Consider the following 24,405-nt stretch of genomic DNA (forward strand, 5'->3'; position numbering starts at 1 on the left):
ATGATACCAACGCGGGGCCCGAACCCGGACGGGGTTCGCGGCGACCGACCGAGGAGACCGCCCATGGCCGATGGACTCTCCGCCCGATTCCGACGCTGGTTCGACTACGAACGCGACGCCCATTCCCACGTCTTCGCCTCGCTGGCGACCGTCCCCGAGGCCCGACGCGACGGCCCCGAGTATCGCAAGGCCGTCGACCTGCTCGCCCACGTCGTCGCCGCGCGGCGGATCTGGCTGGCGCGGATCGTCGGCGAGGAGGCCGGTCCCGTCGTCGTGTTCCCGCGGGACGCGCGGATCGAGGACGTCGCAGCCGACTGGGGCGAGGTCGAGGGGCGTTGGGCCGCGTACCTGGAGAAGCTCGACGACGATGAGCTGGCGCGGGCCGTCGATTATCGCCTGTCCGACGGCTCGTCCGGCCGGAACGCGGCCGAGGATTTGCTGGTGCAGCTCTACGGCCATTCCCACTACCACCGCGGCCAGATCGCCATGCTGGTCCGCGCGGCCGGCGGCGAGCCCGCCGCGACCGACTTCATCCACTGGCTGCGCCGGCGTCCCGAGGACGCGGGCTGATTCGAGCGAACCCCACGACACCGAGAGGGACCCGAGCGTGGTCGAGCACGTCCTGCGTCGCGAACAGTGGCTCCCCCGGCCGATCGACGAGGTTTTCGAGTTCTTCTCGGACGCGAGGAACCTGGAGGCCATCACGCCCCCCTGGCTGGGGTTCCGCATCCTCGCGACCGGGCCGATCGAGATGAAGGCCGGGACGAGGATCCGCTACCGGATCCGCCTGCGCGGGCTCCCGATGGGCTGGCTCACGGAGATCCAGGAGTGGGATCCCCCGCGCCAGTTCGTCGACGTCCAGCTCCGTGGCCCGTACAAGCTCTGGCGCCACACGCATCGGTTCGAATCGGTCGACGGCGGGACGATGGTCCATGACGAGGTCCGCTACGCCCTGGGCTTCGGCCCGATCGGCCGCCTCGTCCACGCCTGGACCGTCAGGCGCGACGTGGAGACCATCTTCGACTACCGCGCGCGTCGCATGGAGGAACTCTTCGGGAACGGCTCGGCCCGGGAGTGACGCCCCGCGACGGCCGCGCGCGGCGTCGCGCCGGAAATCCTGTCGATCGGGCGGCGGGGGTGGTATCCTGGTCGTCCAGCAGGGCGGGCGCGAGGCGTCCGCCTCCCATCTCGGGTCGTCGTGAAGGCGGAGCGTGGATCATGGCGGGATCGTCGGTGATGACGGAGTTGATGGCGGTGATCGCCGAGCGCAAGGCGGGGGCGACGGGCCAGACGTCCTACGTCAAGAAGCTGATGGACGGGGGGGTGGCGACCATCGGCGGCAAGATCGTCGAGGAGGCCGCCGAGGTCGTCGAGGCCGGGGACGAGCCGGGGGACGCCGGGCGCCAGCACCTGGTCAAGGAGGTCGCCGACCTGGTCTTCCACGCCGCCGTGATGCTGGGCTACCACGACATCCCGTGGGACGACGTGGAGGCGGAACTCCGGCGACGGACGGGCGTCAGCGGCCTCGTCGAGAAGGCCTCGCGCCCCCCGGAGGCCTGACGCCCCGGGCGCGTCCGGTCCATCGACCCTGAAGATCCCTCGTTGGAGATGCGCATGGAGCGGGGAGACGACCGTCGCCGCGGGGCCTGGGCCCGTCGCGGGACGCTGCTGGCCGCGTGCGCGGCCTGGGCGCTGGGGGCCGCCGCGGCCGACGGCCAGGAGGCCGCCGCGCCCCACTGGATCTGGCGGGCCGGCGCGGAGGGCAGGGACGTCCCGGCGGAGACCAGCTACTTCCGCAAGACGATCCTGGTGAAGGAGCCGTCTCGGCTGGCCCTGTTCGCCGCCGCGGACAACGCCTTCGAGCTGTACCTCGACGGCAAGAAGATCGCCGCCGGGGACGACTGGCGGAATCCCTCGCGGGTCGACGTGGAGGTCGAGACCGGCCGGCACGTCCTCTCGGCGTGGGCGTCCAACGAGGCCCCAGGGCTGGCCGGCTTCCTGGTCGCCGGCGGCGTGCTGCCGCTGGGCCAGGGCGCCCCGGTCCACACGAACCCGTCGTGGAAGGCGACCGCCGAGGCCCCGACCGGCGACGCCTGGAAGATGCCCGACTTCGACGATTCGTCGTGGCAAGCCGCGGCCGACTTCGGCGAGTTCGGCGTCGAGCCCTGGGGCCGGCTGGCCCAGGGGCTGGGCGACGCCGCCGACCGCTTCAAGGCCGCCGAGGGCTTCGCCGTCGAGACCGCCGCGACCCACGGCGTGACCGGCTCCGTCGTCGCCTTCACCTTCGACCCCGACGGCGCCCCCTGCGTCTCCATCGAGCGCGGGCCGATCGCCCGCCTGGTCGACGCCGACGGCGACGGCCGCTACGAGTCGGCCGTCGCGATCGCCTCGGTCGTGACCAACTGCCAGGGGCTCCACTTCCACGAGGACGTGCTGTTCGCCGTCGGCAAGGGGCCCGAGGGGGACGGCATCCACCGCCTGACCGACGAGGACAAAGACGGCGTCTTCGAGAAGGCCGAGCTGCTCCGCGGCGTCGACGGCGGCATGGGCGAGCACGGCCCGCACGCGATCATGGTCGGGCCCGACGGCCGGCTGTACTACAACAGCGGCAACCACTCGCACCTCAAGCCGCCGATCGACCCGGCCAGCCCGGTGAACGTCGCCTACGAGGGGGAGCTTCTGCCGCACATGAACGACTCGCGCGGGCACGCGGCCGGCGTCCTCGCGCCCGGCGGCGAGATCTACCGCAGCGACGACATGGGGAAGACCTGGACGCGGATCGTGGCCGGGTTCCGCAACCAGTACGACTTCGCCTTCAACGCGAAGGCCCAGATCTTCGCCTTCGACAGCGACATGGAGTGGGACCTGGGCGTCCCCTGGTATCGCCCCGTCCGCGTGAACCACTGCCCCATCGGGGCCGAGTTCGGCTGGCGCAACGGCTCGGCCGTCTGGCCGGACTACTACTTCGACAGCCTCCCGACCACGCTGGACCTCGGCCGCGGCAGCCCGACCGGGGTGACGTTCTACCAGGGTTCCCAGTTCCCCGAGGAATGCCGCGACCAGATGCTCCTCTGCGACTGGTCGCAGGGCCGCGTCCTGTCGGTCGCGATGACGCCCGAGGGGTCGACGTATCGCGCCAAGGCGAAGGAGTTGGTGAGCGGGCAGCCGCTGAATTGCACCGACATCGAGGTGGGCCCGGACGGCTGCGTCTACTTCTCGACCGGCGGCCGCGGCACGCAGGGGGGCCTGTTCCGCCTGAAGTCGACCGCGCCCCCCGCGACGAGGCCCGCGCCGGCCGACTGGGTGGCCGAGGCGCTCGACGTCGATTCGCCCCTCTCCAGCTTCGCCCGGAAGAAGGTCGGGGCGATCAAGGCCGCGAACGCCGACGCCTGGGCCGGCAAGCTCGAGGCGGCGGCGCGCGACGCCTCCGGCCAGACCCCGCCCGCGCGGCGGGTCCGGGCGCTCGACGCCCTCTCGGTCCACGGGCCGGGGCCGTCCGAGGCGCTGCTCGTCGCGTTGACGGCCGACCGGGACGCGGACGTTCGCGCCCGCGCGGTCTCGCTGCTGGCCTACCACGCGACCGACGCCTCCCGCGAGGCTCTGACGTCCGCGCTGGCCGACGCCGACCCGTTCGTCCGCCGTCACGCCTGCGAGTCGCTGATGCAACAGCCGGCCGAGACGATCCCCGTCCCCGCCCTCTTGCCGCTGCTGGCCGACCCCGACCGCTTCCTGCGATCGACGGCCCGCACGGCCGTGGAGCACGCCGGGCCGGCCCGGTTCCGCGACGCGCTCCTCTCCCTGGAGAGCCCTCGCGCGAGGCTGGAGGGGATGCTCGCGCTGGTCCGCGCCTCGACGCTCGACCAGGCCGCGCAGGCGAGCCTCCTCGACCGCGAGTTGGTACTGCTGCGCGAGACGCTCGACCCGGCGCTCCAGGTCGACCTGCTGCGGCTGATCCAGCTGACGTACCTGCTCGGCCCGAGCAAGGCCGAGGCGCCGATCTCGGCCGACTTCCGCGCCCGGCTGCTGGCGATGTTCTCCGGCAAGGCCGACACGCCGCTGAACCGCGAGGTCGCCAAGCTCCTGGCGTTCCTGGACGAGCCGGCGGCCGTCGCCGCGCTGCTGGACCACCAGGACGCCGTGGCCGACACGGACTCGCAGATCCACGACGCCTACTGCCTGCGGGTCATCAAGACGGGCTGGACCCCGGAGGCCAAGTCGCGATTCTGGGCCTGGTTCGACCGCGCCAGCGCCTGGGACGGCGGCTACAGCTACCTCGGGTTCCTGGACATGATGGCCCGCGAGTGGCTGGACGTGCTGACCGCCGAGGAGCGCGCCGACCTGCTGGCGCGGGGGGCCGAGCACCCGTTCCCGACCCGCGTCCTGGCCCGCGAGTTGGACGTCGCGAACGACCCGACGGCCGTCGAGGCGCTGGCGGGGCTTTACAACCGGCTCGTCTCCGCGAAGGTCGGCGGGCCCCACGCCGACGACCTGAAGTCGACCATCCTGGAGAAGCTGGGGAGGAGCCCCGGCGAAGAGGCGCGCGTGGCGCTCCGCTCGCTGCTGGAGGCCGACCCGGCCAGCCGCGACCGCCTGATCCGGGCGCTGGCCGAGCGGCCCTCGAAGGACGACCTGCCGATCCTGGCCTCGGCGCTCGATTCCAGGGACGAGAACACGTTGCGGCTGACGCTGCACGCGGTCGGCCGGGTCGACGCCATCCCCGAGGGGGCCGAGGCGCCGGCCGCGTTGATCCGCCTGGCCCGCCGCTCGCCGCCGACGCTGCGCATGGCGGTCCGCCAGGTCGCGCGGCGCTGGATCGGCCGGCCGCCGAGGGAGGCCGCGGGCTCGTTCGAGGACGAGGTCGCGTTCTGGGACGTCGCCTATCGCGAGAAGTTCCCCGACGGCCCCGAGACGACCGAGGTCGTCGCCGCGACGAAGGCGCGCGACCTGGCCGACCTGGTGAAGAACGTCCTCCAGGCCGACGTGATGAAGACCGCCTCCCCCGAGCGCGGCAAGGCCGTGATCGCCAAGGTCCGCTGCCTCGACTGCCATAAGTTCGGCGAGCAAGGCCAGGGCCTCGGCCCGGACCTGACGACGGTCAGCAGCCGGTTCCAGCCGGTCGACATCCTCGACTCGATCGTCTCGCCGTCGAAGATCATCTCGGACCAGTACAAGCCGCTGCTCGTGGCGACCGACGACGGCCGGGTCGTCGGCGGCATGCCGATCGTCAACGACGGCCCGACGCTGGTCCTCCTGCTGTCCGACGGCTCCAAGGTCTCGATCCCGAAGGACGAGATCGCCGAGGAGCAGGCCTCGCCGACCTCGGTCATGCCCGAGGGCCTGCTCGACACGCTCTCCTACCAGGAGATCGCCGACCTGATCGCCCTGTTCGAATCCGTCCCGCGCGTCGCCGCCCCCGAGCAGGCGGCGGCCGGGCGGTGATGTGTAACTCCGGTCCCCTCTCCCGCCGGGAGAGGGGACGCCCGAGCGACGAAGGCCGTTCAGCTTTTCCGCGCGGCCGGCGCGGCGATGTGGGGGCGGGGGACGCCGGGATGGCGGTCCTTGGCGGAGACGACCTCGGCCAGCAGGTTGAGGAGCCGGCGGCGGTAGACGGGGAGGGCGTACGACTCGGCTCGCCCGCGGGCGAGGGCCGCGTCGTGGGGGCGACCCTCGGCCTCCCAGGCGTCGATGGCGGCGGCGAGGGCGTCGGTCGTGGGGGCGTCGTACAGCCGGCCGCACGCGGCGGGGACCGACTCGGCCGCGCCGCCGCGGTTCAGGGCGATCACCGGCGAGCCGCAGCCCAGCGCCTCGACGGGGACGATGCCGAAGTCCTCCTCGCCGGGGAACAACAAGGCGCGACAGCGGCGGTAGTGGTCGCGGATCGCCTCGTCCGACTGCCAGCCGAGGAAGGTCGTCTCCGGCCCGGCCTGCGCCTCCAGCCGCGCGCGGTCAGGCCCCGCGCCGATGACGATCAGCCGCTTCCCCGTCCGCCGGCACGCGGCGACCGCCTGGTCGACCCGCTTGTACGGCACCAGCGCGGAGACGACGAGGTAGAAGTCCTCGCGCGTCGCGGCCGGGTCGGGCCGGTAATAGTCGGTGTCGACGGGGGGCTCGATGATGGTGCTGTCGCGGTGGTAGCACTCGGCGATTCGCCCCCGGATCGTCTCCGAGATGGCGACGAAACGGCTGACCCGCGCGGCGGTGGCGCGGTCCCAGTCGCGCAGGCGGTCCAGCAGGCCCCGCGCGACGGCGCGGCGGACGGGGCGGTCGGCCCAGCTTTCGAGATACGCGTCGCGCCCCTGCCAGGCGTAGCGCATGGGGGTGAAGCAGTAGGAGACGTGCGGCACGCCGGCCGGCACGCGGACCGCCTTCGCCACGCAATGGCTCAGGCTGACGACGAGGTCGACGTCCTTCGGCCGCCACGTCGCCGCCGCCGCCGGCATGATCGGCAGCAGTTGTCGATAGTAGCGGAAGACCCCCGGCGCCCGTTGCAGGGGCGACGTGCGGATCGCCATCGCCTCGATCGCCGGGCTGGTGGAGCCGCGGCGATGGATCAGCGTGTACAGCCGCGCCGAGGGGAACGCCCGGCAGAGGACCTCCAGGCACTTCTCCCCCCCGCGCATGCCGGTGAGCCAGTCGTGCACCAGGGCGATCCGCAGCCCGGCCAGCGCCGGGGGCAAGGCGTCGGGGGAGTCGGTCGCGAGGCCCAGGCCCCCCGCGTCGGCCGCGCGCTCTCGGATGCTGGCGTCCATGCCGGCCCCCCTTCGCTCGATCGGTGACGTGTCCGCGATGGTCGATGGCGGAACCTACCCGATCGGGGCGAATCGGGCAAGGCGACGAGGGGCTACGCCTGGGGGCGGCGCAAGATAGAATAGAATCCTAACGGCCTTGCCCCCTGGAGGGGGAAGGTGGCCCGGAGGGCCGGATGAGGGGGTGGACGAGCGGCACAACCTGCTGAGCTTGAAGGGGCCTTCCGGGGCGTTGGCTTGGGCGGTGCTTCGAATTCCGAAGCTCCCCGGGCAGCTCCCCCTCATCTGACTCCTTCGGAGTCAGTCTTCCCCCACCAGGGGGGAAGACCGTTTCGCGTCGGCCAGAAGCTCATCAGCCGAGATCGGGGTGCCGCATGGCCGCTTCGCCGGAAGATGTGGGGGAGGATACGATGCTGGGTCGAGCCCGGCGGTTGCGCCGCGAGATGACCCAGCCGGAACGCGCCCTGTGGCGGGAGCTTCGTCAATTGCGAGGCCTCGGCTACCGCTTCCGGCGGCAAGCGCCGATTGGCCCTTACATCGCCGACTTCCACGAACCGGCGCGACGGCTCGTGATTGAACTCGACGGCGACAGTCACGCCGATCGAGGTGACTACGACCGAGACCGCGACGCCTGGATGGAGGCCAGGCATCTCCAGGTGTTTCGCATATCAAACGACGACGTCATCGCGGACGTTGGGGCGGTCGTGGAAGCGATCGTCGCTTTTCGTCGCGAAGGCGGAGTCGGCTAACTTCGAATCTCCCCATGGCTTCCTCGCCTACCCGGGAGGCCTCGGAGCCCGGGGCTCCGCCACTGCCAACAGCCGGAAGGGCCGTTCGAACTCCGGAAGCCGTCTCGCTCGTCCCCCCCTCATCCGGCCCTCCGGGCCACCTTCCCCCTCCAGGGGGGAAGGCCGTTAGGAATCAGACCGCATGGCCACCACTTCCACCACCGCCGCCCCTTCCCTCGTCGACGACCTCACCGCCCTGCTGGGGGCGGAGGGGGTGCTGCATCGGCATGACGAGCTGGTCGTGTACGAGTGCGACGGCTACGTCATCGAGAAGAACGTGCCGGACGTGGTGGTCTTCCCGACGTCGACGGAGGAGGTGGTCGGGGTCGTGAAGCTCTGCAACCGGCACGACGTCCCGTTCGTGCCGCGCGGGGCGGGGACGAGCCTGGCCGGGGGGACGCTCCCGGTCGGCGGCGGGGTGATGATCAGCCTGACGCGGATGAAGCGGATCGTCGAGGTCAACGCCCGCGACCGCTACGCGATCGTCGAGGCCGGCGTGGTCAACGTCTGGCTGACGCGGGCGCTGGCGGGCACGGGCGTCCACTTCGCGCCCGACCCGTCGAGCCAGACCGCCTGCACCATCGGCGGGAACGTCGCGACCAACGCCGGCGGGCCGCACACGCTCAAGTACGGGGTGACCATCAACCACGTCCGGGGCGTGGAACTGGTCACGCCCGAGGGGGAGGTCGTCCAGATCGGCGGCGTGGTCGCGGACCAGCCGGGGCTCGACCTGACCGGCCTGCTCGTCGGCAGCGAGGGGACGTTCGGCATCGTGACGAAGGTGACCGTCGGCCTCAGCCGCGACCCCGAGGCCGGGCGGACCCTGCTCGCCGTCTTCCCGACGGTCGAGGACTCCGTGGAGGCCGTCTCCGGGATCGTCGCCGCCGGGATCGTCCCCGCGGCGCTGGAGATGATCGACAACATCATGATCCGGGCCGTCGAGGCGGCGTACAACCTCGGCTTCCCGCTCGACTCCGGGGCCGTGCTCATCATCGAGGTCGACGGCGTCGAGGCCGCCATGGACCGCGAGGCCGAGGCCATCGCCGAGATCGTCGCGGCCCATCGCGGCGCGATCGACAAGGCGATCGCCTGGCGGACCCGCGAGGTGCCCGAGTACAAGGCCATCTGGAAAGCCCGGAAAATGGCCTTCGGCGCGATCGGCCGGGTGACCCCCACCTTCTGCACCCAGGACGGCGTGGTCCCGCGCACCGCCCTGCCCCACATCCTCCGGTTCATGGAGGGGGTCTCGGAGCGCTGCGGCGTCCGGATCGCCAACGTCTTCCACGCCGGCGACGGCAACCTCCACCCCATCATCATGTTCGACGAGCAGGACCCCGGCCAGGTGAAGCGGGCCCTCCAGGCCAGCCACGAGATCCTGGACGAGTGCATCCGCCTGGGGGGGAGCGTCACCGGCGAGCACGGCATCGGCGTGGAGAAGATCGGCATGATGCCCAAGCTGTTCAGCCCCGACGACCTCGCCGCCATGACCGCCGTCCACGACGCCCTGAACCCCGACGGCCGGTGCAGCCCCCACAAGAAGATCCCCGTCGGCGGCCACTGCATCGAGCGGACCTCCCCCGGCCGCCGCGCGCCGGCGTGACCGGCTCGCACGCGCGGGCGGAAGCGGTATGATAGGGAAAGCGCGGCGACCCGACGTCCCGCGAGACGTTTGGGGGGCCGCTGCCTTGGGCGACAGGAACAAGTACTCGCGTTGGCGCCGCCTCCCCCCCGTCTTCCGGTCGGGCGAGCACAAGCTCCCCGGCTATGAGGACGAGGTCCACCGCCTGACGCTCTACCTCCCGGGGAGCCTGCTGGATCTGGCCCAGGAGCTGGCCGACCGGTACGAGGTCCCCACGATGCAGGAGTACTGCGCCCTGCTGCTGGCGCGGTCGCTGGAGGAGGAGCGGACCCGCCGGCAGATGGCCGAGGTCGAATCGAAGCGGGGCCCGCTGAAGGGGCTCGCGGCGATCGCCGGCGATCCCGGCTACCTCGCCGAGTGGCGGGACGGCCAGGCCGAGCACGGCCCGGGGGAGGCCGCCGGGAACGTCGTTGTGCCGCTGGTGCGGCTCCCGGAGATGGAGGACTGGGACGGGTCCGCCCCGGCCGTCGCCGAGCCCGCCCCGCCGATGACGATCCGCCTGGAGACGGCCCCCCCGCGCGACCCCGTCGTCGCCGCCTCGCCCACCCCGGAGCCCCGCGCCTTGGACATCGCCTGGAAACACGTCGGCCCCGACGGCGGCGACCCGTCGGCGTTCCTCCCCCGCCTGCGACGCGGCGAATGCGTCCCGGCCGCCACGGCCTCCGAGCTGCTCGACGCCCTGCGCTCGCTCGACGAGGAGAACCGCGACGCCGCCGGGCTGGACCGCCGCCTGGCCTACGCCCTCTACCGCCTGGCCCTGGAGCCGCAGGTCCTGCTCACCGAGGCCTACCCCGGCGCGTTCGACGAGCCGACCCTCTCCGCGATCCGCGAGGTGCAGGGGATGGTCGAGCGCATCCTCGGCGCGATCCCCGAGACGCCGAGGGAAGGGGGCGAGTCATGACTGCGGCCGACCGCCTCGCCTGGCCCGAGGCCGCCGACTCCGCGCCCCTGGGCGACGGCCGATCCGCCTCCGCCGTCCACCGCCCGACGACCGTCGACGAGTTGTGCGACGCCGTGCGAGCCGAGGCCGCCCTGAGCGGCGCCGTCTACCCGCAAGGGGGCCGGACGGGGCTCGATTTCGGCCTGCCCCCGGCGCGCCCCGGCGCGGCGGTCGACCTGACCGGCCTGGCCGAGGTCGTCGACTATCCCCACGCCGACATGACCATCACCGTCCGCGCCGGGATGACCGTCGCGGCCCTGCGGACGATCCTCGGCGAGCACAACCAACGCCTCCAGTTCGAGGTCCCGCGGGCCGACCGGGCGACGATCGGCGGCGCGCTGGCGACGGGCGTCTTCGGGCCGCGCCGGTTCGCGCTGGGCCGCCCGCGCGACTCGATCATCGGCGTCTCGTTCGTGACGGCGGCGGGCGTCGAGGTGAAGGGGGGCGGGCGGGTCGTGAAGAACGTCGCCGGCTATGACTTCCCCAAGCTGCTGACGGGCTCGCTCGGCTCGCTGGGGATCATCACCCAGGCCACGCTCACCGTGCGGCCCAAGCCCGCCGCCTCCGCCCTGATCTGGCTGGCCGCCGACTCCCCCACGCCGCTCGACGCCCACGTCGCGGCGCTCAACACGTCGTCCATCCGGCCGACGGCCGTGGAGATGCTGAACCCGTCGGCGTCGAGGGCGATCGGCGAGCCCCTCGGCATCAAGGGGGGGTCGTGGACGCTGGTGGTGGGCATCGAGGGGGCCGCCGCGCCGGTCGCCTGGCAGGTCGACCAGTTCCGGCGCGAGGTCGGCCGCGACTTCGAGGTCTCGCGCGACGCGGAGGCCGATCCGCTCTGGTCGTCGCTCGTGGAGTTCCAGGCCGAGGACGCTCCCCTGGCCTGCTCGGCGAGCATGCGGCCGTCGCGCGTGGCGGCGTTCCTGGCCGCGCTCCCGCCCGATCGCTGGGCGACCCAGGCCCACGCGGGCGACGGCGTGGTCCACATGCGCGGGCTGGGCGAGTGGACCGAGGGGGAGGCGGCCACGGCCGTCGACTCCGCGCGGGCCGCGGCGGTCGCGGGCGGGGGCAACCTCGTCGTCGCGCGCTGCCCGACGGCCTGGAAGCCCCGGCTGCGCGTCTGGGGCGAGCCCCGCGGCGACTGGACGCTGGGCCGCAAGATCAAGGCGGCGCTCGACCCGGGCGCCCTGATGAACCCCGGCCGGTTCGCGGGCGAGGGCTGAACGATGCGGATCTCGACCGATCCTGGCGGGACGCGACGTCAACGCTCTTCCCCCCTGGAAGGGGAAGACGGACTCCGAAGGAGTCAGATGAGGGGGAGCTTGCCCGCGGGGCGTCGGAGTTCGGGAGCATGGCCCCGGCCGTCGGCCCCGGAGGGCCGCTTCGAACCTCAACGGCCTTCTCGCTCGTCCCCCCCTCATCCGGCCCTCCGGGCCACCTTCCCCCTCCAGGGGGGAAGGACGTTGGGATGGCCGCCCGCGTATCGCGGCGATCAGGAACGATGGACAGGGTCGAACACATGAATGAACGTCCGATCGCCCCGCCCGTCGCCGAGACGCCCGTCGACCTGGACTGGCTCGGCGAGCAGATCCCCTATCGCCTGTTCCAGCAGTGCATCCACTGCGGGCTGTGCACGGCGAGCTGCCCGACCTACGTCGAGAACGGCGACGAGAACGACGGCCCGCGCGGGCGTATCTACCTGATGCGGTCGGTCGTCGACGGCCGGCTCGGGGTCGGGCCGGAGGTGCGCCGCCACCTGGAGCTGTGCCTGGACTGCCGCGCGTGCGAGACCGCCTGCCCGTCCGGCGTCCAGTACGGCCGGCTGATCGAGCCGTTCAAGATCGAGATGGTCCGCAAGGCCCCGCCGGGCAAGGGCCCGAGCCGGCTCCAGAAGGTCGTCCTCCACCACCTGTTCCCCTACGCGGGACGCGTCCGCGCGGCGCTCTGGCCGGTGCGCGTCCTCCAGCGGCTCGGCCTGATGAAGGCGGTGGAGGGGAGCGGGCTGCTCAAGCTCCTGCCGCCGACGCTCCGGAACATGCAGGCGATGGTCCCGCCCCTGAGGCGGCCGTCCAACCTGGCGGAGGTCCTGCCGGCGATCGGCCCGAGGCGGGCTCGCGTGGGGCTGTTCCTCGGCTGCGTGACCGACGCGATGACCCCCCAGACCACCGAGGCCACCGCGCGCGTCCTCCGCCGCAACGGCTGCGAGGTCGTCGTCCCGCGCGGGCAGGCGTGCTGCGGCGCGATCCACTTCCACTCCGGCGCCGAGGCCCCGGCCCTCGACCTGGCGCGCCGGAACATGGACGCGTTCGACTTCGAGGACCTGGACGCGATCGTCGTCAACGCGGCCGGCTGTGGGGCGATGTTCAAGGGCCTCGGGCACGTCATGCCCCCGGAGGAGCGCGAACGGGTCGCCCGGTTCGTGGCGAAGGTCAAGGACGTGTCGGAATTCCTGGCCGAGCTGGGCCCGATCCCGCCGACGCATGCCGTCCCCGTGAAGGCGACGTATCACGACGCCTGCCACCTCTGCCACGCCCAGCAGATCCGCGCCCAGCCCCGGGGGCTGCTGGCGATGATCCCCGGCCTGGAGCTGGTCCCGCTCGCCGAGAGCGAGCTGTGCTGCGGCGCCGCCGGGACGTACAACCTGACCGAGCCCGAGATGTCCCGGCGCCTGGCCCGCCGGAAGGTGGCGAACATCGAGGCGACCGGCGCGGCGGTGGTCGCCAGCGGGAACATCGGCTGCACGCTCCAGATCGCCCGCCAGATCCGCGAGCAAGGGCTGCCGATCGAGGTCGTCCACCCCGTCGACCTGCTCGACCGGGCGTATGAAGGGGGCTCGTGACATGAGGCGCGTGGCCGTCCTGGGGGGCGGAGGGATGGGGACCGCGACGGCGATGGTCCTGGCGCGCTCCGGGGCCGACGCCCGGCTCTGGGTCCGCGAGCCCGACCGCGCCCGCGTCATGGCCGAGACCCGCCGCAACGAGCGCCACCTGCCGGGGGTCGAGATCCCCGAGGCGATCCGGATCACCGGCGACCCGGCCGAGGCCATGGAGGGGGCCGACGTGATCGTGGCGGCGATCCCCACCTCGTACCTCCGCGCTACGCTCGCGCCGCTGGCCCCGTCCGCCCCCGCGGGCGTCCCGGCGCTCAGCGTCGTGAAGGGGATCGAGTTCGGGACGTTCGCGAGGCCGACCCAGATCATCGCCGAGGCGCTCGGCCCGCGCGAGACGGCCGTGCTCACCGGCCCCAGCCACGCCGAGGAGCTGGCGCGGGGAATGCCGGCCTCGCTCGTCGTCGCCGGGCCGTCGGTCGAGCTGTGCGAGGCCGCGCAGGCCTCGTTCAGCCACGCCACGTTCCGCCTCTACCGGAACGCCGACGCCGTGGGCGCGGAGGTCGCCGGCGCGCTCAAGAACATCCTGGGGATCGCCGCGGGGGTCTGCGACGGCCTGGAGATCGGGGACAACGCCAAGGCCGCGCTGCTGACGCGCGGGCTCGTCGAGATCGCCCGGATGGGGGTGAGGCTCGGCGGCCGGATCGAGACGTTTTACGGGCTCGCCGGCGTGGGGGACGTGGTCACCACCTGCTTCAGCCCGTTCGGCCGCAACCGCGAGGTCGGCCGGCGCGTCGGCCGCGGCGAGGCCCTGGCGGACATCCTGGCCGACATGGCGAACGTCTCCGAGGGGGTCCCCACCATCCGGAGCGTCCACGCCCTGGCCGAGAAGCTGGGGGTCGAGATGCCCATCACCGACGAGCTGCACCGGGTCCTCTTCGAGGGCAAGCCCCCGCGCGTGGCGGTCGTCGACCTGATGACCCGCGCGCCCAAGGACGAGGCCGAGCTATGAGCGAACTTCCCCCCGCGTGCGGCGTCGGCTTCAAGGAGTGGGCCGGCGTCCGCGCCGCGCTGGCGTCCGGCGAGCAGACCTTGATCCTCCGCAAGGGGGGCATCGCCGAGGAGGGGGGCGTCTTCACCCCGGAGCACCGCGTCTTCTGGCTCTACCCCACGCGGCTGCACGAGGCCCAGCAGGGCCTCCGCGTCGAAGTCCCGGCCCCCTCCCCCCCGTCCGACCCCGCCGTCGTCCCGATCCGCTCGCTCGCCGTGGTCGACTCGGTCCACCTGATCGAGCGGGAGGAGGACCTGGCCGCGCTCGAGCCGTTCCACGCCTGGACCGAGGAGACCGTCCTCCAGCGGTTCCGCTACCGCCGCCCCGGCCTCTGGGCGCTGGGCGTCCGCGTATGGTCCCGCCCCGAGGCGACCGAGATCGTCCCGACCCTCGACCAGCTCGGCTGCAAGACCTGGGTCCCCCTCGACCCGCCGATCGCCACCGACGGCCTGTCGCCGGCCCTCGACGACGATGCCTGGGAGGAACGCCGCGCGAGACTCCTCGCATGCTTCTGACGGGCCGCCGGGCGGGAGGGTAGAATGGCGACGTCTGACCGATAAACGCCCTTCCCCCCTGGAGGGGGAAGGTGGCCCGAAGGGCCGGATGAGGGGGGGGACGAGCGGGATGGCCTTCCGAGATCGGGCGGGCCTCCCGAGGCCGGCGGCCCGGGCCGTGTCCCGAACTCCGGCGCTCCGCGGGCGGCTCCCCCTCATCCGACCGCTTCGCGGTCTGTCTTCCCCCACCAGGGGGTAAGGCCGTCGTCCATCGGCCGCCGAGGCCAGTCGTGTCGAGCAGTCCCGCCGCGAGCCCCGAATGAACCTCCGCGCCATCGTGAAGGAAATCCGCGACTTCCCGGCGACGGCCCTGTTCGGCGCGAGCTGGCTGCTGGTCTTCGCGGCGATGGTGGCGCTCCGGCTCCAGGAACACCCCGCGCCGACGATCTGGCAGGTGCTGGTGGCCGGGTTCGGCGACGGCGGCCGGTTCGGCGACCTGACGCTGAACGACCTGGCCGCCGGGGAATACTGGCGGTTGATCACATGCAACTTCGTCCATTACAGCGTCGTCCACATCGGGATGAACCTGTTCGCGTTCTACCTGCTGGGGACGCTGCTGGAGTCCTGGTACGGGTCGTGGGCGCTGGTGACGATCTACGGGATGACGGGGGTCGGCGGGAACCTGCTGTCGGCGATGGCCCGCGAGGCGATGGGGTCGAGCCCGGCGGTCCATTCCGGCGGGGGCTCGGTGGTCATCATGGGGCTGATCGGCCTGTGCGCCACGGCCGGTTGGGCGTCGCGGGCGGAGGGGGATCGCGAGCTGACCTGGCAGATGCTCAAGGCGCTGGCGATCACCGGGGCGCTCGGGCTGGCGTTCCCGCGCTACATCGACAACTGGGGCCACGCCGGGGGCGCGATCGTCGGCCTGCCGATCGGCCTGGCCCATCGTCGCCTGTTCGCCGGCAGGGGCGGGCCGCGGGCGTGGGCCGTGGGGGTCGCGTGGCTGCTGGTGATCGCGGCGGGGGTCGCCGCCCAGGCCCGGTCGGACTTCCGCGAGGCCGGCGCCCGCGAGCTGGAGACGATGCGAAGCCAGGTCCGGGCCGACGCCGCGGCCTACCGCGCGCTGCTGGCCGTCCGGTCGTGGGCGACCCGGGGCGTGGGGAACCCGAAGGCGCTGGCCCCGGCGCTGAGGTCGCTGGCCCCGACGCTCGACGGGGGGCCGACCCGATCGGCGTACCGACGGCTCCTGGCCGGGGCGTCGGAGTACGCCCGGCGCAAGCCGACGCCCCAGGAGCGCGCGGCGTTTCGCGCCGACCTGGAGACGGTGATGGAAGCGGTCCGGGAGGAGGCCTCCGGCCGCCTCAGGGAGTACTGGTCGTTGCGTCGCCGGTAGGGGCTGAGGCGTGGCTCGGAGCGTCGGGCGCGCGAGCGGGGATGTCGTCGGCGTCCCCCCCCTCGACGTGGAGCGTCGGCCCGGAGTGGTCCACCTTCAGGAAGCTGAGGCGGTCTTGCCAGCCGCCGAGGACGATCAGGCGGGGGCGGCCCGGCTGGTCGACCGCGCGGTGGACGTGGCCGAAGACCGCGACGTCCACCGCGTCGGGGAGGCCGGCGGCGTAGTCGCGATAGGTCGCCAGGTGCCGGCGCTCGTCGTCCAGCAGCCCGCGCCGGTTCTTCGCCTGGAGCGCCGCGTCGAGCGGGCCGGCGACGAAACCGGGGAGCGTCCCGAACGCCCGGAAGAAGCCGCGAGACTCCATCACCCCCTTCCACCTCTTCCGCGCCCCCAGCAGGTGGCCGTGGACGACGCGCAGCCGGACGCCGTGGCTCTCCACGTCCATCGGCTCGGGGACGATTTGGGCGCCCAGGGCGTCGGCGTAGAAGTCCATCAGCCAGTGGTCGTGATTCCCGGCGAGGATCGACAGCGCGCCGCCGGCGCGGCGGAAGCCGGCCAGCGCGGCCAGGGCCTCGTCGCGGGCCAGCCGGTCGGGGGGCGTGCGCGAGCCCATCCAGAAGTCGCAGAGGTCGCCGGCGATGATCAGGCGGTCGGCGGCCGGGTCGAGGCGGCCGAGGAATCGCAGCAGCCGGCGGCCCCGCTCCGGGCGGTCCTCGCGTAGGTGCACATCGCTCAGGAAATAGTCGCTCATGGTCGCGCTCCGGCCGTCTTCGGCGACGGTCACGAACCTTCCAGGGCCATCCCCGGCAGGAAACCGCAGGACTCCGCGTGGGCGCGGCGGGACTTCGGGCGTCGGGCCCCCGCCGCGGCGAAGCCGTGCCCCCGCCACGCCGAGGACCGCGACGGGGCGAACGCCAGGTCGGGGTGGGCCGGGGCCTGCCGGGCCGCGTGGATCAGGACCTGCCGGCCGCTCTCGCGGACGGCCTCGCCCGCCTCCCGGAGCGCGATCTCCGGGCGGTTGCACTGCTCGCTCAGGTGGAGCAGGACCAGGTGGCTGACCCGGTCGCGCCTGGACCGCTCCAGGATCGACGCCACCAGCTCGGCCCCCTGGCGGTTGGAGAGGTGGCCCCGGTCGCCCAGGTTGCGGGCGATCAGCGCCGGGTGGCGGCCGGAGTTCCGCTGCAAGGCGACGTCGTGGTTGAACTCCACGCCCAGGATCTCGACGTCGGCCAGGGCCTCGGCGGTGGCGTCGTCCCAGGTGCCGGTGTCGGTCAGGTATCCCACGGAGACGCCCCGACGCTTCCCCCCCGCGCCGGCCTCCAGGCGGAAGCCGAACGTCGGCCCGCCGTCGTGCCAGGCGGTCAGCGGCTCCACGCGGAAGCCGCTGGGGGCCATGAACGGCCGCTCCTCGTAGCAGCGGACCAGGCCCAGGGCGTCGAGCGCCGCGAAGCCCGGGTCGGGGGCGAGGCGCCGGCAATGCTCCTCGTGGCAGTAGAGGGGGACGCCCTCGCGGGCCATCCGGCGGAACGCGCCGGTGTCGACGTGGTCGCCGTGGGTGTGGGTCAGGACGACCGCCGCCAGCCTCGACCACCCCGAGCCGACGCTCGCCAACCGCTCCGTCAGCGAGCGCACGCCCAGGCCGGCGTCGATCAGGAGGCCGGCCCCGCCGTGGCGGAACAGCGCGGCGTTGCCCTTCGAGCCGCTGCCGAGGACCGCGAACTGGAAGGTCATGCCTGGCTCCCCACCCCGTGAGACGGGCGCTCCGTCTCGATGGAACTCAGTGTATGACCCGCCCCGCCCCCCGGCAAGGCCGCGCTCGCCGTCGTGTTCACTCGTCGATTCATCGAGGCTTGAGCCGGGGCCCGGGGCCGGCTACATTGCGAGGGCATGACCCTCCCGCCGCCACCCCCGCCCCGAAGGTCCGCCATGAAGCCGATCCCCCCCCTGCTCGCGGCGCTCGCCCTGGCATCCGTCGCGATCCCCTCCCCCGCCGACGAACCGGCCTGGGACGTCATGGCCGACACGTGGGTCGCGACCGACGGCCTCGGCCGCGCGGTCCCGGGCGCCGCCGAGGTGGGGCCGCCGCGGGCGGGCAGGACGGTCGGCATCTTCTACTTCCTCTGGAGCGAGGGGCAGAACCCGGTTTACGACCTGACGAAGCTCGTCGCCGCGAACCCGGACGACCCGAAGTTCGGCCCGCCGGGCGCCTTCCACCACTGGGGCGAGCCCCTCTTCGGCTACTACCGCGACGACGACCCCTACGTCATCCGCAAGCACGTCCAGATGCTCGCCGACGCCGGCGTCGACGTCTGGTTCTTCGACGTGACCAACGCCCTCACCTATGACTCCGTCCGCGACGCCGTGCTCAAGGTGCTCGACGACGTGAAGGCGTCCGGCCAGCCGACGCCGAAGGTCGCCTTCCTGACCAACAGCGCCAGCGCCAGGACGGTCGAGCACCTCTACAGCACGTTCTACAAGCCCGGCAAGGGCCGCGACCACTGGTTCCTCTGGCTGGGGAAGCCGCTGATCCTGGCACCCCCCGACGGCCTGAGCGACGAGATCAAGGACTTCTTCACGATCAGGCGCTCCTGGGCCTGGACCAAAGGTCAGGAGTGGTTCGGCGACGGCCGCGACCGCTGGCCGTGGCTCGACCACACGCCGCAGACGCCCGGCTGGCACGAGTCCCCGGACAAGCCGGAACAGATCGTCGTCTGCTCGGCCGAGCATCCCATCAGCAACATCGGCCGCAGCTTCCACGACGGCAAGCAGCCCCCCCCCGAGGAGCGTCGGCCCGAGGCCGGGCTGTACTTCGCCGAGCAGTGGAGGCGCGCCCGCGAGGTCGACCCGCCGTTCGTCTTCGTCACCGGATGGAACGAGTGGATCGCCCAGCGGTTCATCGACCGCAAGGGGGAGATGAGCATGGGGGGCGAGCGCCTCAAGCCGGGGGGGACCTACTTCGTCGACCAGTTCTCGGCGGAGTACAGCCGCGACCTCGAACCCATGAAGGGGGGCTTCGGCGACGCCTACTACTATCAGCTCACCTCCGAGATCCGCCGCTACAAGGGGGCCCGCCAGGCCCCCGACGTGAAGCCCGCGCGGGTCCGCGTGGACGGGGTCTTCTCCGACTGGAAGCCCGCCGGGCCCGAGTTCCGCGACACCATCGGCGACCCCGCCCGCCGCGACTTCCCCGGCTGGAAGGGCGAGCCCAACTTCGTCGACTCGACCGGCCGCAACGACCTGACGCTCGCCAAGGTGGCCCACGGCCCCGAATTCGTCTCCTTCTACATCAAGACCAAGGACCCCCTCACCCCCCGCGGCGAGAACTGGATGGTCCTGCTCCTTGACATCGACGCCGACCCCACGACCGGCTGGCGGGGCTACGACGTGGTCGTCAACGCCGGGCTGCCGGAGGACGGCATGGCGACCGTCGAGCGGCTGAAGGCCGACGGCACGCGCGAGCCGACCGAGGCCGCCGCCGCCATCGCCTTCGACGACAATGAGCTGGAGTTGGCCGTCCCGCGAGGCGTCCTGAACGCGATGCACCGCCGGCGCGTCGTGTTCGACTTCAAGTGGGTCGACAACGTCCCCATCGGCGGCGACGCGTCCGCCTTCACCCTCCACGGCGACGCCGCCCCCAACGACCGGTTCAACTACCGCGCCGCCTGGGACGAGTGAGCGCCCCCCCCCCGTCCCGCGCCCCGGGGACGCGCCCGCCCCGGTTTCGCGGCCGATCCCGAGGGCCGGGTCGTGGTCCGTCCCGCGAGGGAGGCCGCGTCTCCGGGATGCCACCCCCGGTCGATTCCGTCGGCCGCCGGGGAGGGAGGGGACGCGGGTTCCGCGAGCCGCGAGCCGCGCGCGAAAAACCGGCCGACCCCGGTCCCCGAGGGGACCGAGGCCGGCCGGGCTGGACGGCTCCGGGCGAAGTAGGCCGGGGGATCGATCAGGAGAACGGCTTCTTGATGTCGTCCCAGATCTTGGAGAAGACGTTCTTGTTCGACTCGGCCTTCATCTGCTGGTAGGTGGTGTACTTCGTGGCCGCGGCCTGGGCGGCGGCCTGCTGCTGGGCGGCGTGCTGCTGGGCGGCCAACTCGGCGGCGGCCCGCTCGGCCGACTTGACGTCGGTCGGCGTGGTCGGCGTGGTCGGGACCTCGGTGGAGACCGCGGCGGGCGAGGTCGCCGGGGTCGCCACGCCGGCGGTGGCCGTCGAGGCGGGGGTCCCGGTCGCGTCGGTGGTGGTCGGGGTGGGCGCGCCCAGGGTCGTCTTGGGCTGCTCCTGGCTGGTCAGGTCCGCGGTCGCGGGGGCGGCCGGGGGCGGCGTGTTCGGGGTCGACACGCCGGCGGGGGTCGCCTGCTGGATGACCGCCCCGGGCTTGACCCGGACCAGGTTGAAGGTCTTCCCGTCGACCACCCGGGTCGTCACGACCTTGGTCGAATCGCGATGGACCGGCGTGCCCGGGGCGACGTCGAACAGCGAGAAGGCCGGCAGGTAGCTGCCCGGGGTCTCGTTCCGGCCGATCTTGAACCGGGCGGGGTTCATGCCGCGGAACCGCGAGACCGTCGAGGCCGGCACCCACATGAACCTCGGCAGCTTGTGCTGCAGGGCCGTGGTGTTGCGCTGGGCCTCCGGGTCGAGGAGGAAGCCGTTGGCCGAGGCCCGCTGGCGGTCGACGACCACGTAGGAGTCCGGCTTGGGCAGCAGGGTGCCGGCCAGCATCTTCAGCGAGTCGATCGTGACGGCCCCCTTCAGCTCGCCGTTGGCGGCGTAGTCGAAGAAGTTGAACCGCCGCTGGAGGGCCGCGGGCAGGTCGGGGTTCTCGAAGAAGACGGCGTTGTTCAGGCCGGCCTCGGGGGTCGCGGTCGTCGCCGTGCCGCCCAGCAGGCGGGCCATGGCGCCGGCCTCGGCCATCCCCTTGGTGGAGGCCGTGTCGACGAAGTTCTGCAGCTCCTGCGACGTGATCATCGCGTCGTTGTTGGCGTCGATGATCGGCAGGACGTTGTTGAGGATCAGGTAATTGAGGGCCTGCGTCCCCTCGATGGCCGCGATGGCGTTGCTGACGGAGACCCGGGCGTAGGCCGGGGGCTCGTTGGCGCCGACGAAGCCGTTCTGCTTGTCGGTCGACGAGACCAGGGCCGGGGTGGAGACGCTGCCGCCGTCGTTCACGTCGAAGACCGGCACGGCGGTCCAGGCGAGGATGCCGTTGATGCCGTCGGGCGTGTTGAAGGCCGACAGGTCGCCGACGCCGTGCTCGCCGAAGTTGAGCCCGTTCCTGGCGCCGACGGGGGTGGTCAGGTAGGCGTCATAGGTGATGCCCGAGTCCCTGTCGAGGTTCGTCCAGTAGCTCAGGGCCGACGACACCATGGCGTAGGCGCCGGTGAGGATGCCCGTGGACATCGAGGTGCCGACCTCGCTGAAGCTCAGGCGCAGGTCGGCGCTCTCTCCCTGATCGACCAGGGTCTCGGTGGTCGGCCGGCGGGCGAAGGTCGGCACGTCGATCGCCGGGGCGGCGAAGTCGGTGGTCATGCCGCGGTTGACGGCCGCGGGGATGCGGTCGGACCAGATGGCGCCGTCGCCGGCCGCGAAGGTCTCGACGTTGGGCGCGACCTCGCCGTCGGCCGTCGTGCCGCCGCCGGTGCCGCCGCCGGCGCCGGGGGTCGCCGTGCCGCCGATGGTGGTCTGGTTCAGGAGGACCAGGAGCGGGCCCGACGGGTTCGGGAGGGCGCCGACGGCCGTATTCACCGGGCTCGTCGAGGCGTCGGCGTAGTACGGGAACGGATACGTCCCCGTCACCGAGATCACCTCGTTGAGGATCGCCGGCAGGGACATGCCGTCGGTGTCGCCGGCCGCGTCGTTGTCGGCGTTGCTCCGCACCAGGCCGGTGCCGCTGGTGGCGCCGGTGCCGCCGCCGGTCCCGCCGCCGGTCCCGGTCCCGCCCGAGCCCAGGCCCAGGGGCGAGCCGAACTGCCCGGCCGCGGCGATCGGGGCGATCCCCAGCGACCGGAACTTCTTGAGCTGGAGCTTCAGGGCGATGACGATCTGCGGGTAGTTGCGGAACGCCTGCGCCTCGCTCGGCCAGGTCTGCACCGTGCCGAAGCCCATCGTCGAGGCGATGACCCGCGAGACCTGCCCCGGCCGCACCGGATCGTTGACGTAGGGCCGCGAGGCGACGTGGGCCAGGCCGTTGTACACGGCGTTGACCGACGTCAGCGCGTTGCTCGTCACCGACGGGATCGAGCCGCCGCCCTGGTTGTTGCCGCCGCCGGTCCCGCCGCCGGTCCCGCCGCCGGTCCCGCCGCTGCCGGGGAAGGTGAACGAGCTGATGTAGGGCGAGAAGATGGCGACCGGCTCGATGGTGGCCTGCGGGACGAACTGGGCCACCACGCCCGCGACCGGCGTGCCGTGGCCGACCAGGGTGTTCGACAGGACGGTGCCGGCGCCGCCGGTCCCCCCGCCGGTGCCGCCGCCGGTCCCCCCGCCGGTGCCCCCTCCGCCGGTGCCGGTGTCCCCCTCGACGAAGGCGGCGACGTCGAAGTTGCCCTTGCCGCCGGTGTACAGGTTCTTGCCGTCGCCGACGCGGCCCCGGAAGGGCGACGAGAGGCCGTCGACGCCGGTGTCGATCACGGCCACCGCGCTGCCGTTGCCGTCATACGGCACGCCCAGCGTGCGCAGGTCGTTCAGGCCGACGATCGTGCCGGAGGTCGAGCCGGCCAGGCTGGCGGTCGTCTTGAACTGCCAGATCCCCTCGCCGTCGGAGGCGTAGAGCGTGGTCCCGTCCGCCGAGAACGTGATGCTCAGCGTGGACTCCATGAAGCTCGTGGAGTTCTGGTCGCCCGACGTGGCGAAGTCCCGCGCGAAGGTCGTCAGCTCGCCGGTCGGCGTGATGCGGACGATCCGGCCGCCGAAGGGGTTCGAGCCCCCGGTGGTGTTGCCGTTCCTGACGATCGGCACCAGCGGGTTGGTCACCGGGCTGTAGGGCTGGCTGGGGTCGGCGAGCTGGATGCCGATCGACCCGCTCCCCTGGACCGGGACGTTGACGATCACGCCGTCCGGGATGCCGGCCGCCTCGTCCTCGACCGACGTCACCTGCACGTACAGCCCGGACGCCAGGTCGCTGACGAACAGGTTGCCGGCGTAGGTGGGATTGCCGGCGACCTCGAAGCTGCCGAAGCCCCCCGTCGTCGACGCGGTGGCCGTCAGCGGGATGTCCGTCGAGAAGTAGCCGTACTGGTCGAACGTCACGTCCTGGAACCGCCGGAACGGCGTCGGCACGGTCGGGAAGTCGTCCGGGGCGAAGGTGTCCGGGTCGTCGTCCAGGAAGGTCGGCCCGGCGATGATCAGGCCGCCGTTGGAGCCCTGGACGCCGCTGACCCCCGGCGCGGCCGGGATCCCGCCGGCGTCCGGGTCGTAGGGGAGGCCGGGGGTGCCGAAGTCGGTGAAGACCGAGTAGGCCGGCGAGGCGTAGTCGATGTTCGCCTGGGTGATGCCGGCGATCGGCCCCAGGAACATCCCGGTCTGCGAGGCCCCCTTCGGCAGCGTCGCGGCGTTACTGATGACCTGGCCGGGGGAGTACTCGTTGGCGTTGAAGAACAGCGCCGCCAGCGTGCCGCCGGTGGTGCTCACGCCGCCGCCGGCGAGGACCCCGCGGAGGAACTGCTGCATCTCCGGTCCGGGGACCGCCACGGCGGTCGGGTTGATGTTGAACTTGGTCGCGGCCTGGCCGTCGGTCAGCGTGACGAACGCCCCCAGGAACGAGCCGTCGGCGCCGATCCGGTAGATGGCGTTCTTCGCCGGGTCGGAGCGGTCGGCCACCGAGACCAGCATCGACGGCTTGCCGTCGATGTAGCCCTCGGGGTCGAAGGCGATGTCGTACCAGTTGGTGAAGCCCGTCGCGTCGGTCGCGTCGCCGGTGGCCCCGCCGAGCGAGGCCGCCGCCGGGTTGCGCCCGTCGACGCTCAGCGGCGTGGCCGAGAGCTGGTTCATCACCGTGTTGAGGTCGAAGAACTCGCTGGCCCGGCCGGTCGCCGGGTCGACCCGGTAGATCACGCCCGGGCGGTCGACCGCGGCGGCGTTCCCCCCCGCCCCGCGGGAGATCGCGTACAGCACGTTGCCGAACACCCCGCCGGGGCCGGCCTGGATCCGCACCATGTCGCCGCCGAACGACGCCAGCGGCGTCATCTGGGCCACCGAGGTGATCGGCGCGGGGGTCGACAGGTCGGTCTGGGCGGTGTCCTCGGCGACCACGACCGTCCCGAGGAACGAGTTGGTGGGCTCCTCGGCCGCGGTGAAGGTCGCCGTCAGCGGGTAGACGGCCACGGCGGGCGCCAGGACCTCGCGACGCTCCAGCGGGGTTAGCCCTTCGAGCTTGATGTTGCGGGTTCGCCGCTGCGCCCGCGGTCGGGATGGCTGAGACATTCCATGATCTCCTAACGCTGGACTCGTCCGTCCTGAACCGAGGCCGAGACGCCCGGCGGTCTACAATATCGGCGCACCCGGCGTATCACGATGAGCCGAAACATCCGGCAAGACCCGACC

The 24,405-nt window shown here is 72.7% G+C and carries 17 protein-coding genes; 13 read left to right on the forward strand and 4 right to left on the reverse strand.

What is annotated here, in order from left to right; genetic code table 11:
- Window positions 1-63: 63 nt before the first annotated feature.
- The 4 genes from WG209_RS17610 to WG209_RS17625 all read left to right on the forward strand — a co-directional run bounded on the left by WG209_RS17610 (window position 64) and on the right by WG209_RS17625 (window position 5,439).
- On the forward strand, window positions 64-570 hold the full coding sequence (locus tag WG209_RS17610) for a DinB family protein (protein ID WP_337176389.1): 507 nt from the start codon (window positions 64-66) through the stop codon (window positions 568-570).
- Window positions 571-607: 37 nt separating this feature from the next.
- Entirely contained in the window at window positions 608-1,078 is a 471-nt protein-coding gene (locus WG209_RS17615; protein WP_337176390.1) for an SRPBCC family protein, read from the forward strand.
- 140 nt (window positions 1,079-1,218) lie between these two features.
- Window positions 1,219-1,560: a phosphoribosyl-ATP diphosphatase gene (locus WG209_RS17620; RefSeq protein WP_337176391.1), complete on the forward strand. Its 342-nt coding sequence runs from the start codon at window positions 1,219-1,221 to the stop codon at window positions 1,558-1,560.
- A gap of 54 nt (window positions 1,561-1,614) precedes the next feature.
- The gene (locus tag WG209_RS17625; RefSeq protein WP_337176392.1) at window positions 1,615-5,439 is read left to right on the forward strand and encodes a HEAT repeat domain-containing protein; all 3,825 of its coding nucleotides are present in this window, start codon (window positions 1,615-1,617) and stop codon (window positions 5,437-5,439) included.
- A gap of 59 nt (window positions 5,440-5,498) precedes the next feature.
- Here WG209_RS17625 and WG209_RS17630 read toward each other — a convergent pair whose 3' ends face one another.
- Entirely contained in the window at window positions 5,499-6,749 is a 1,251-nt protein-coding gene (locus WG209_RS17630) for a glycosyltransferase (protein ID WP_337176393.1), read from the reverse strand.
- A gap of 407 nt (window positions 6,750-7,156) precedes the next feature.
- Between WG209_RS17630 and WG209_RS17635 the strand changes: the two genes are divergently transcribed.
- The 8 genes from WG209_RS17635 (at window position 7,157) to WG209_RS17670 (ending at window position 15,878) form a co-directional block, all read left to right on the forward strand.
- Window positions 7,157-7,495 (forward strand): DUF559 domain-containing protein, encoded by a 339-nt coding sequence (locus tag WG209_RS17635; RefSeq protein WP_337176394.1) that lies wholly within the window; start codon window positions 7,157-7,159, stop codon window positions 7,493-7,495.
- Between the two features lie 181 nt (window positions 7,496-7,676).
- On the forward strand, window positions 7,677-9,134 hold the full coding sequence (locus WG209_RS17640; protein WP_337176395.1) for an FAD-linked oxidase C-terminal domain-containing protein: 1,458 nt from the start codon (window positions 7,677-7,679) through the stop codon (window positions 9,132-9,134).
- Window positions 9,135-9,219: 85 nt separating this feature from the next.
- Entirely contained in the window at window positions 9,220-10,074 is an 855-nt protein-coding gene (locus WG209_RS17645) for a hypothetical protein (protein WP_337176396.1), read from the forward strand.
- Complete coding sequence (locus WG209_RS17650) at window positions 10,071-11,336, forward strand: FAD-binding oxidoreductase (RefSeq protein ID WP_337176397.1); 1,266 nt, start codon at window positions 10,071-10,073, stop codon at window positions 11,334-11,336. The genes WG209_RS17645 and WG209_RS17650 overlap by 4 nt, the downstream gene beginning before the upstream one ends.
- A gap of 296 nt (window positions 11,337-11,632) precedes the next feature.
- Window positions 11,633-12,952 (forward strand): heterodisulfide reductase-related iron-sulfur binding cluster, encoded by a 1,320-nt coding sequence (locus WG209_RS17655; RefSeq protein ID WP_337176398.1) that lies wholly within the window; start codon window positions 11,633-11,635, stop codon window positions 12,950-12,952.
- 1 nt (window position 12,953) lies between these two features.
- On the forward strand, window positions 12,954-13,952 hold the full coding sequence (locus WG209_RS17660) for an NAD(P)H-dependent glycerol-3-phosphate dehydrogenase (protein ID WP_337176399.1): 999 nt from the start codon (window positions 12,954-12,956) through the stop codon (window positions 13,950-13,952).
- Window positions 13,949-14,506: a DUF1802 family protein gene (locus WG209_RS17665; protein WP_337176400.1), complete on the forward strand. Its 558-nt coding sequence runs from the start codon at window positions 13,949-13,951 to the stop codon at window positions 14,504-14,506. The genes WG209_RS17660 and WG209_RS17665 overlap by 4 nt, the downstream gene beginning before the upstream one ends.
- A 298-nt stretch (window positions 14,507-14,804) precedes the next feature.
- A complete protein-coding gene (locus WG209_RS17670; protein ID WP_337176401.1) occupies window positions 14,805-15,878 on the forward strand; it encodes a rhomboid family intramembrane serine protease in 1,074 nt (357 codons plus the stop codon).
- Here the strand turns inward: WG209_RS17670 and WG209_RS17675 are convergent.
- Complete coding sequence (locus WG209_RS17675; protein ID WP_337176402.1) at window positions 15,847-16,626, reverse strand: UDP-2,3-diacylglucosamine diphosphatase; 780 nt, start codon at window positions 16,624-16,626, stop codon at window positions 15,847-15,849. The two genes, WG209_RS17670 and WG209_RS17675, sit on opposite strands and share 32 nt — an antisense overlap.
- A 29-nt stretch (window positions 16,627-16,655) precedes the next feature.
- Window positions 16,656-17,606, reverse strand: a complete 951-nt coding sequence (locus WG209_RS17680; protein ID WP_337176403.1) for an MBL fold metallo-hydrolase — start codon at window positions 17,604-17,606, stop codon at window positions 16,656-16,658.
- Between the two features lie 195 nt (window positions 17,607-17,801).
- Here WG209_RS17680 and WG209_RS17685 point away from each other — a divergent pair, with 195 nt between their 5' ends.
- A complete protein-coding gene (locus WG209_RS17685; protein ID WP_337176404.1) occupies window positions 17,802-19,550 on the forward strand; it encodes a hypothetical protein in 1,749 nt (582 codons plus the stop codon).
- A 265-nt stretch (window positions 19,551-19,815) separates the two neighbouring features.
- On the opposite strand, the gene WG209_RS17690 is transcribed toward WG209_RS17685, so the two are convergent.
- Window positions 19,816-24,285, reverse strand: coding sequence for a hypothetical protein (locus tag WG209_RS17690; protein WP_337176405.1), 4,470 nt, complete (start codon window positions 24,283-24,285; stop codon window positions 19,816-19,818).
- Window positions 24,286-24,405: the final 120 nt, after the last annotated feature.

Origin of the sequence: Paludisphaera sp., from assembly GCF_037189885.1 — a bacterium.
In the GTDB taxonomy this organism is placed as follows: domain Bacteria; phylum Planctomycetota; class Planctomycetia; order Isosphaerales; family Isosphaeraceae; genus Paludisphaera.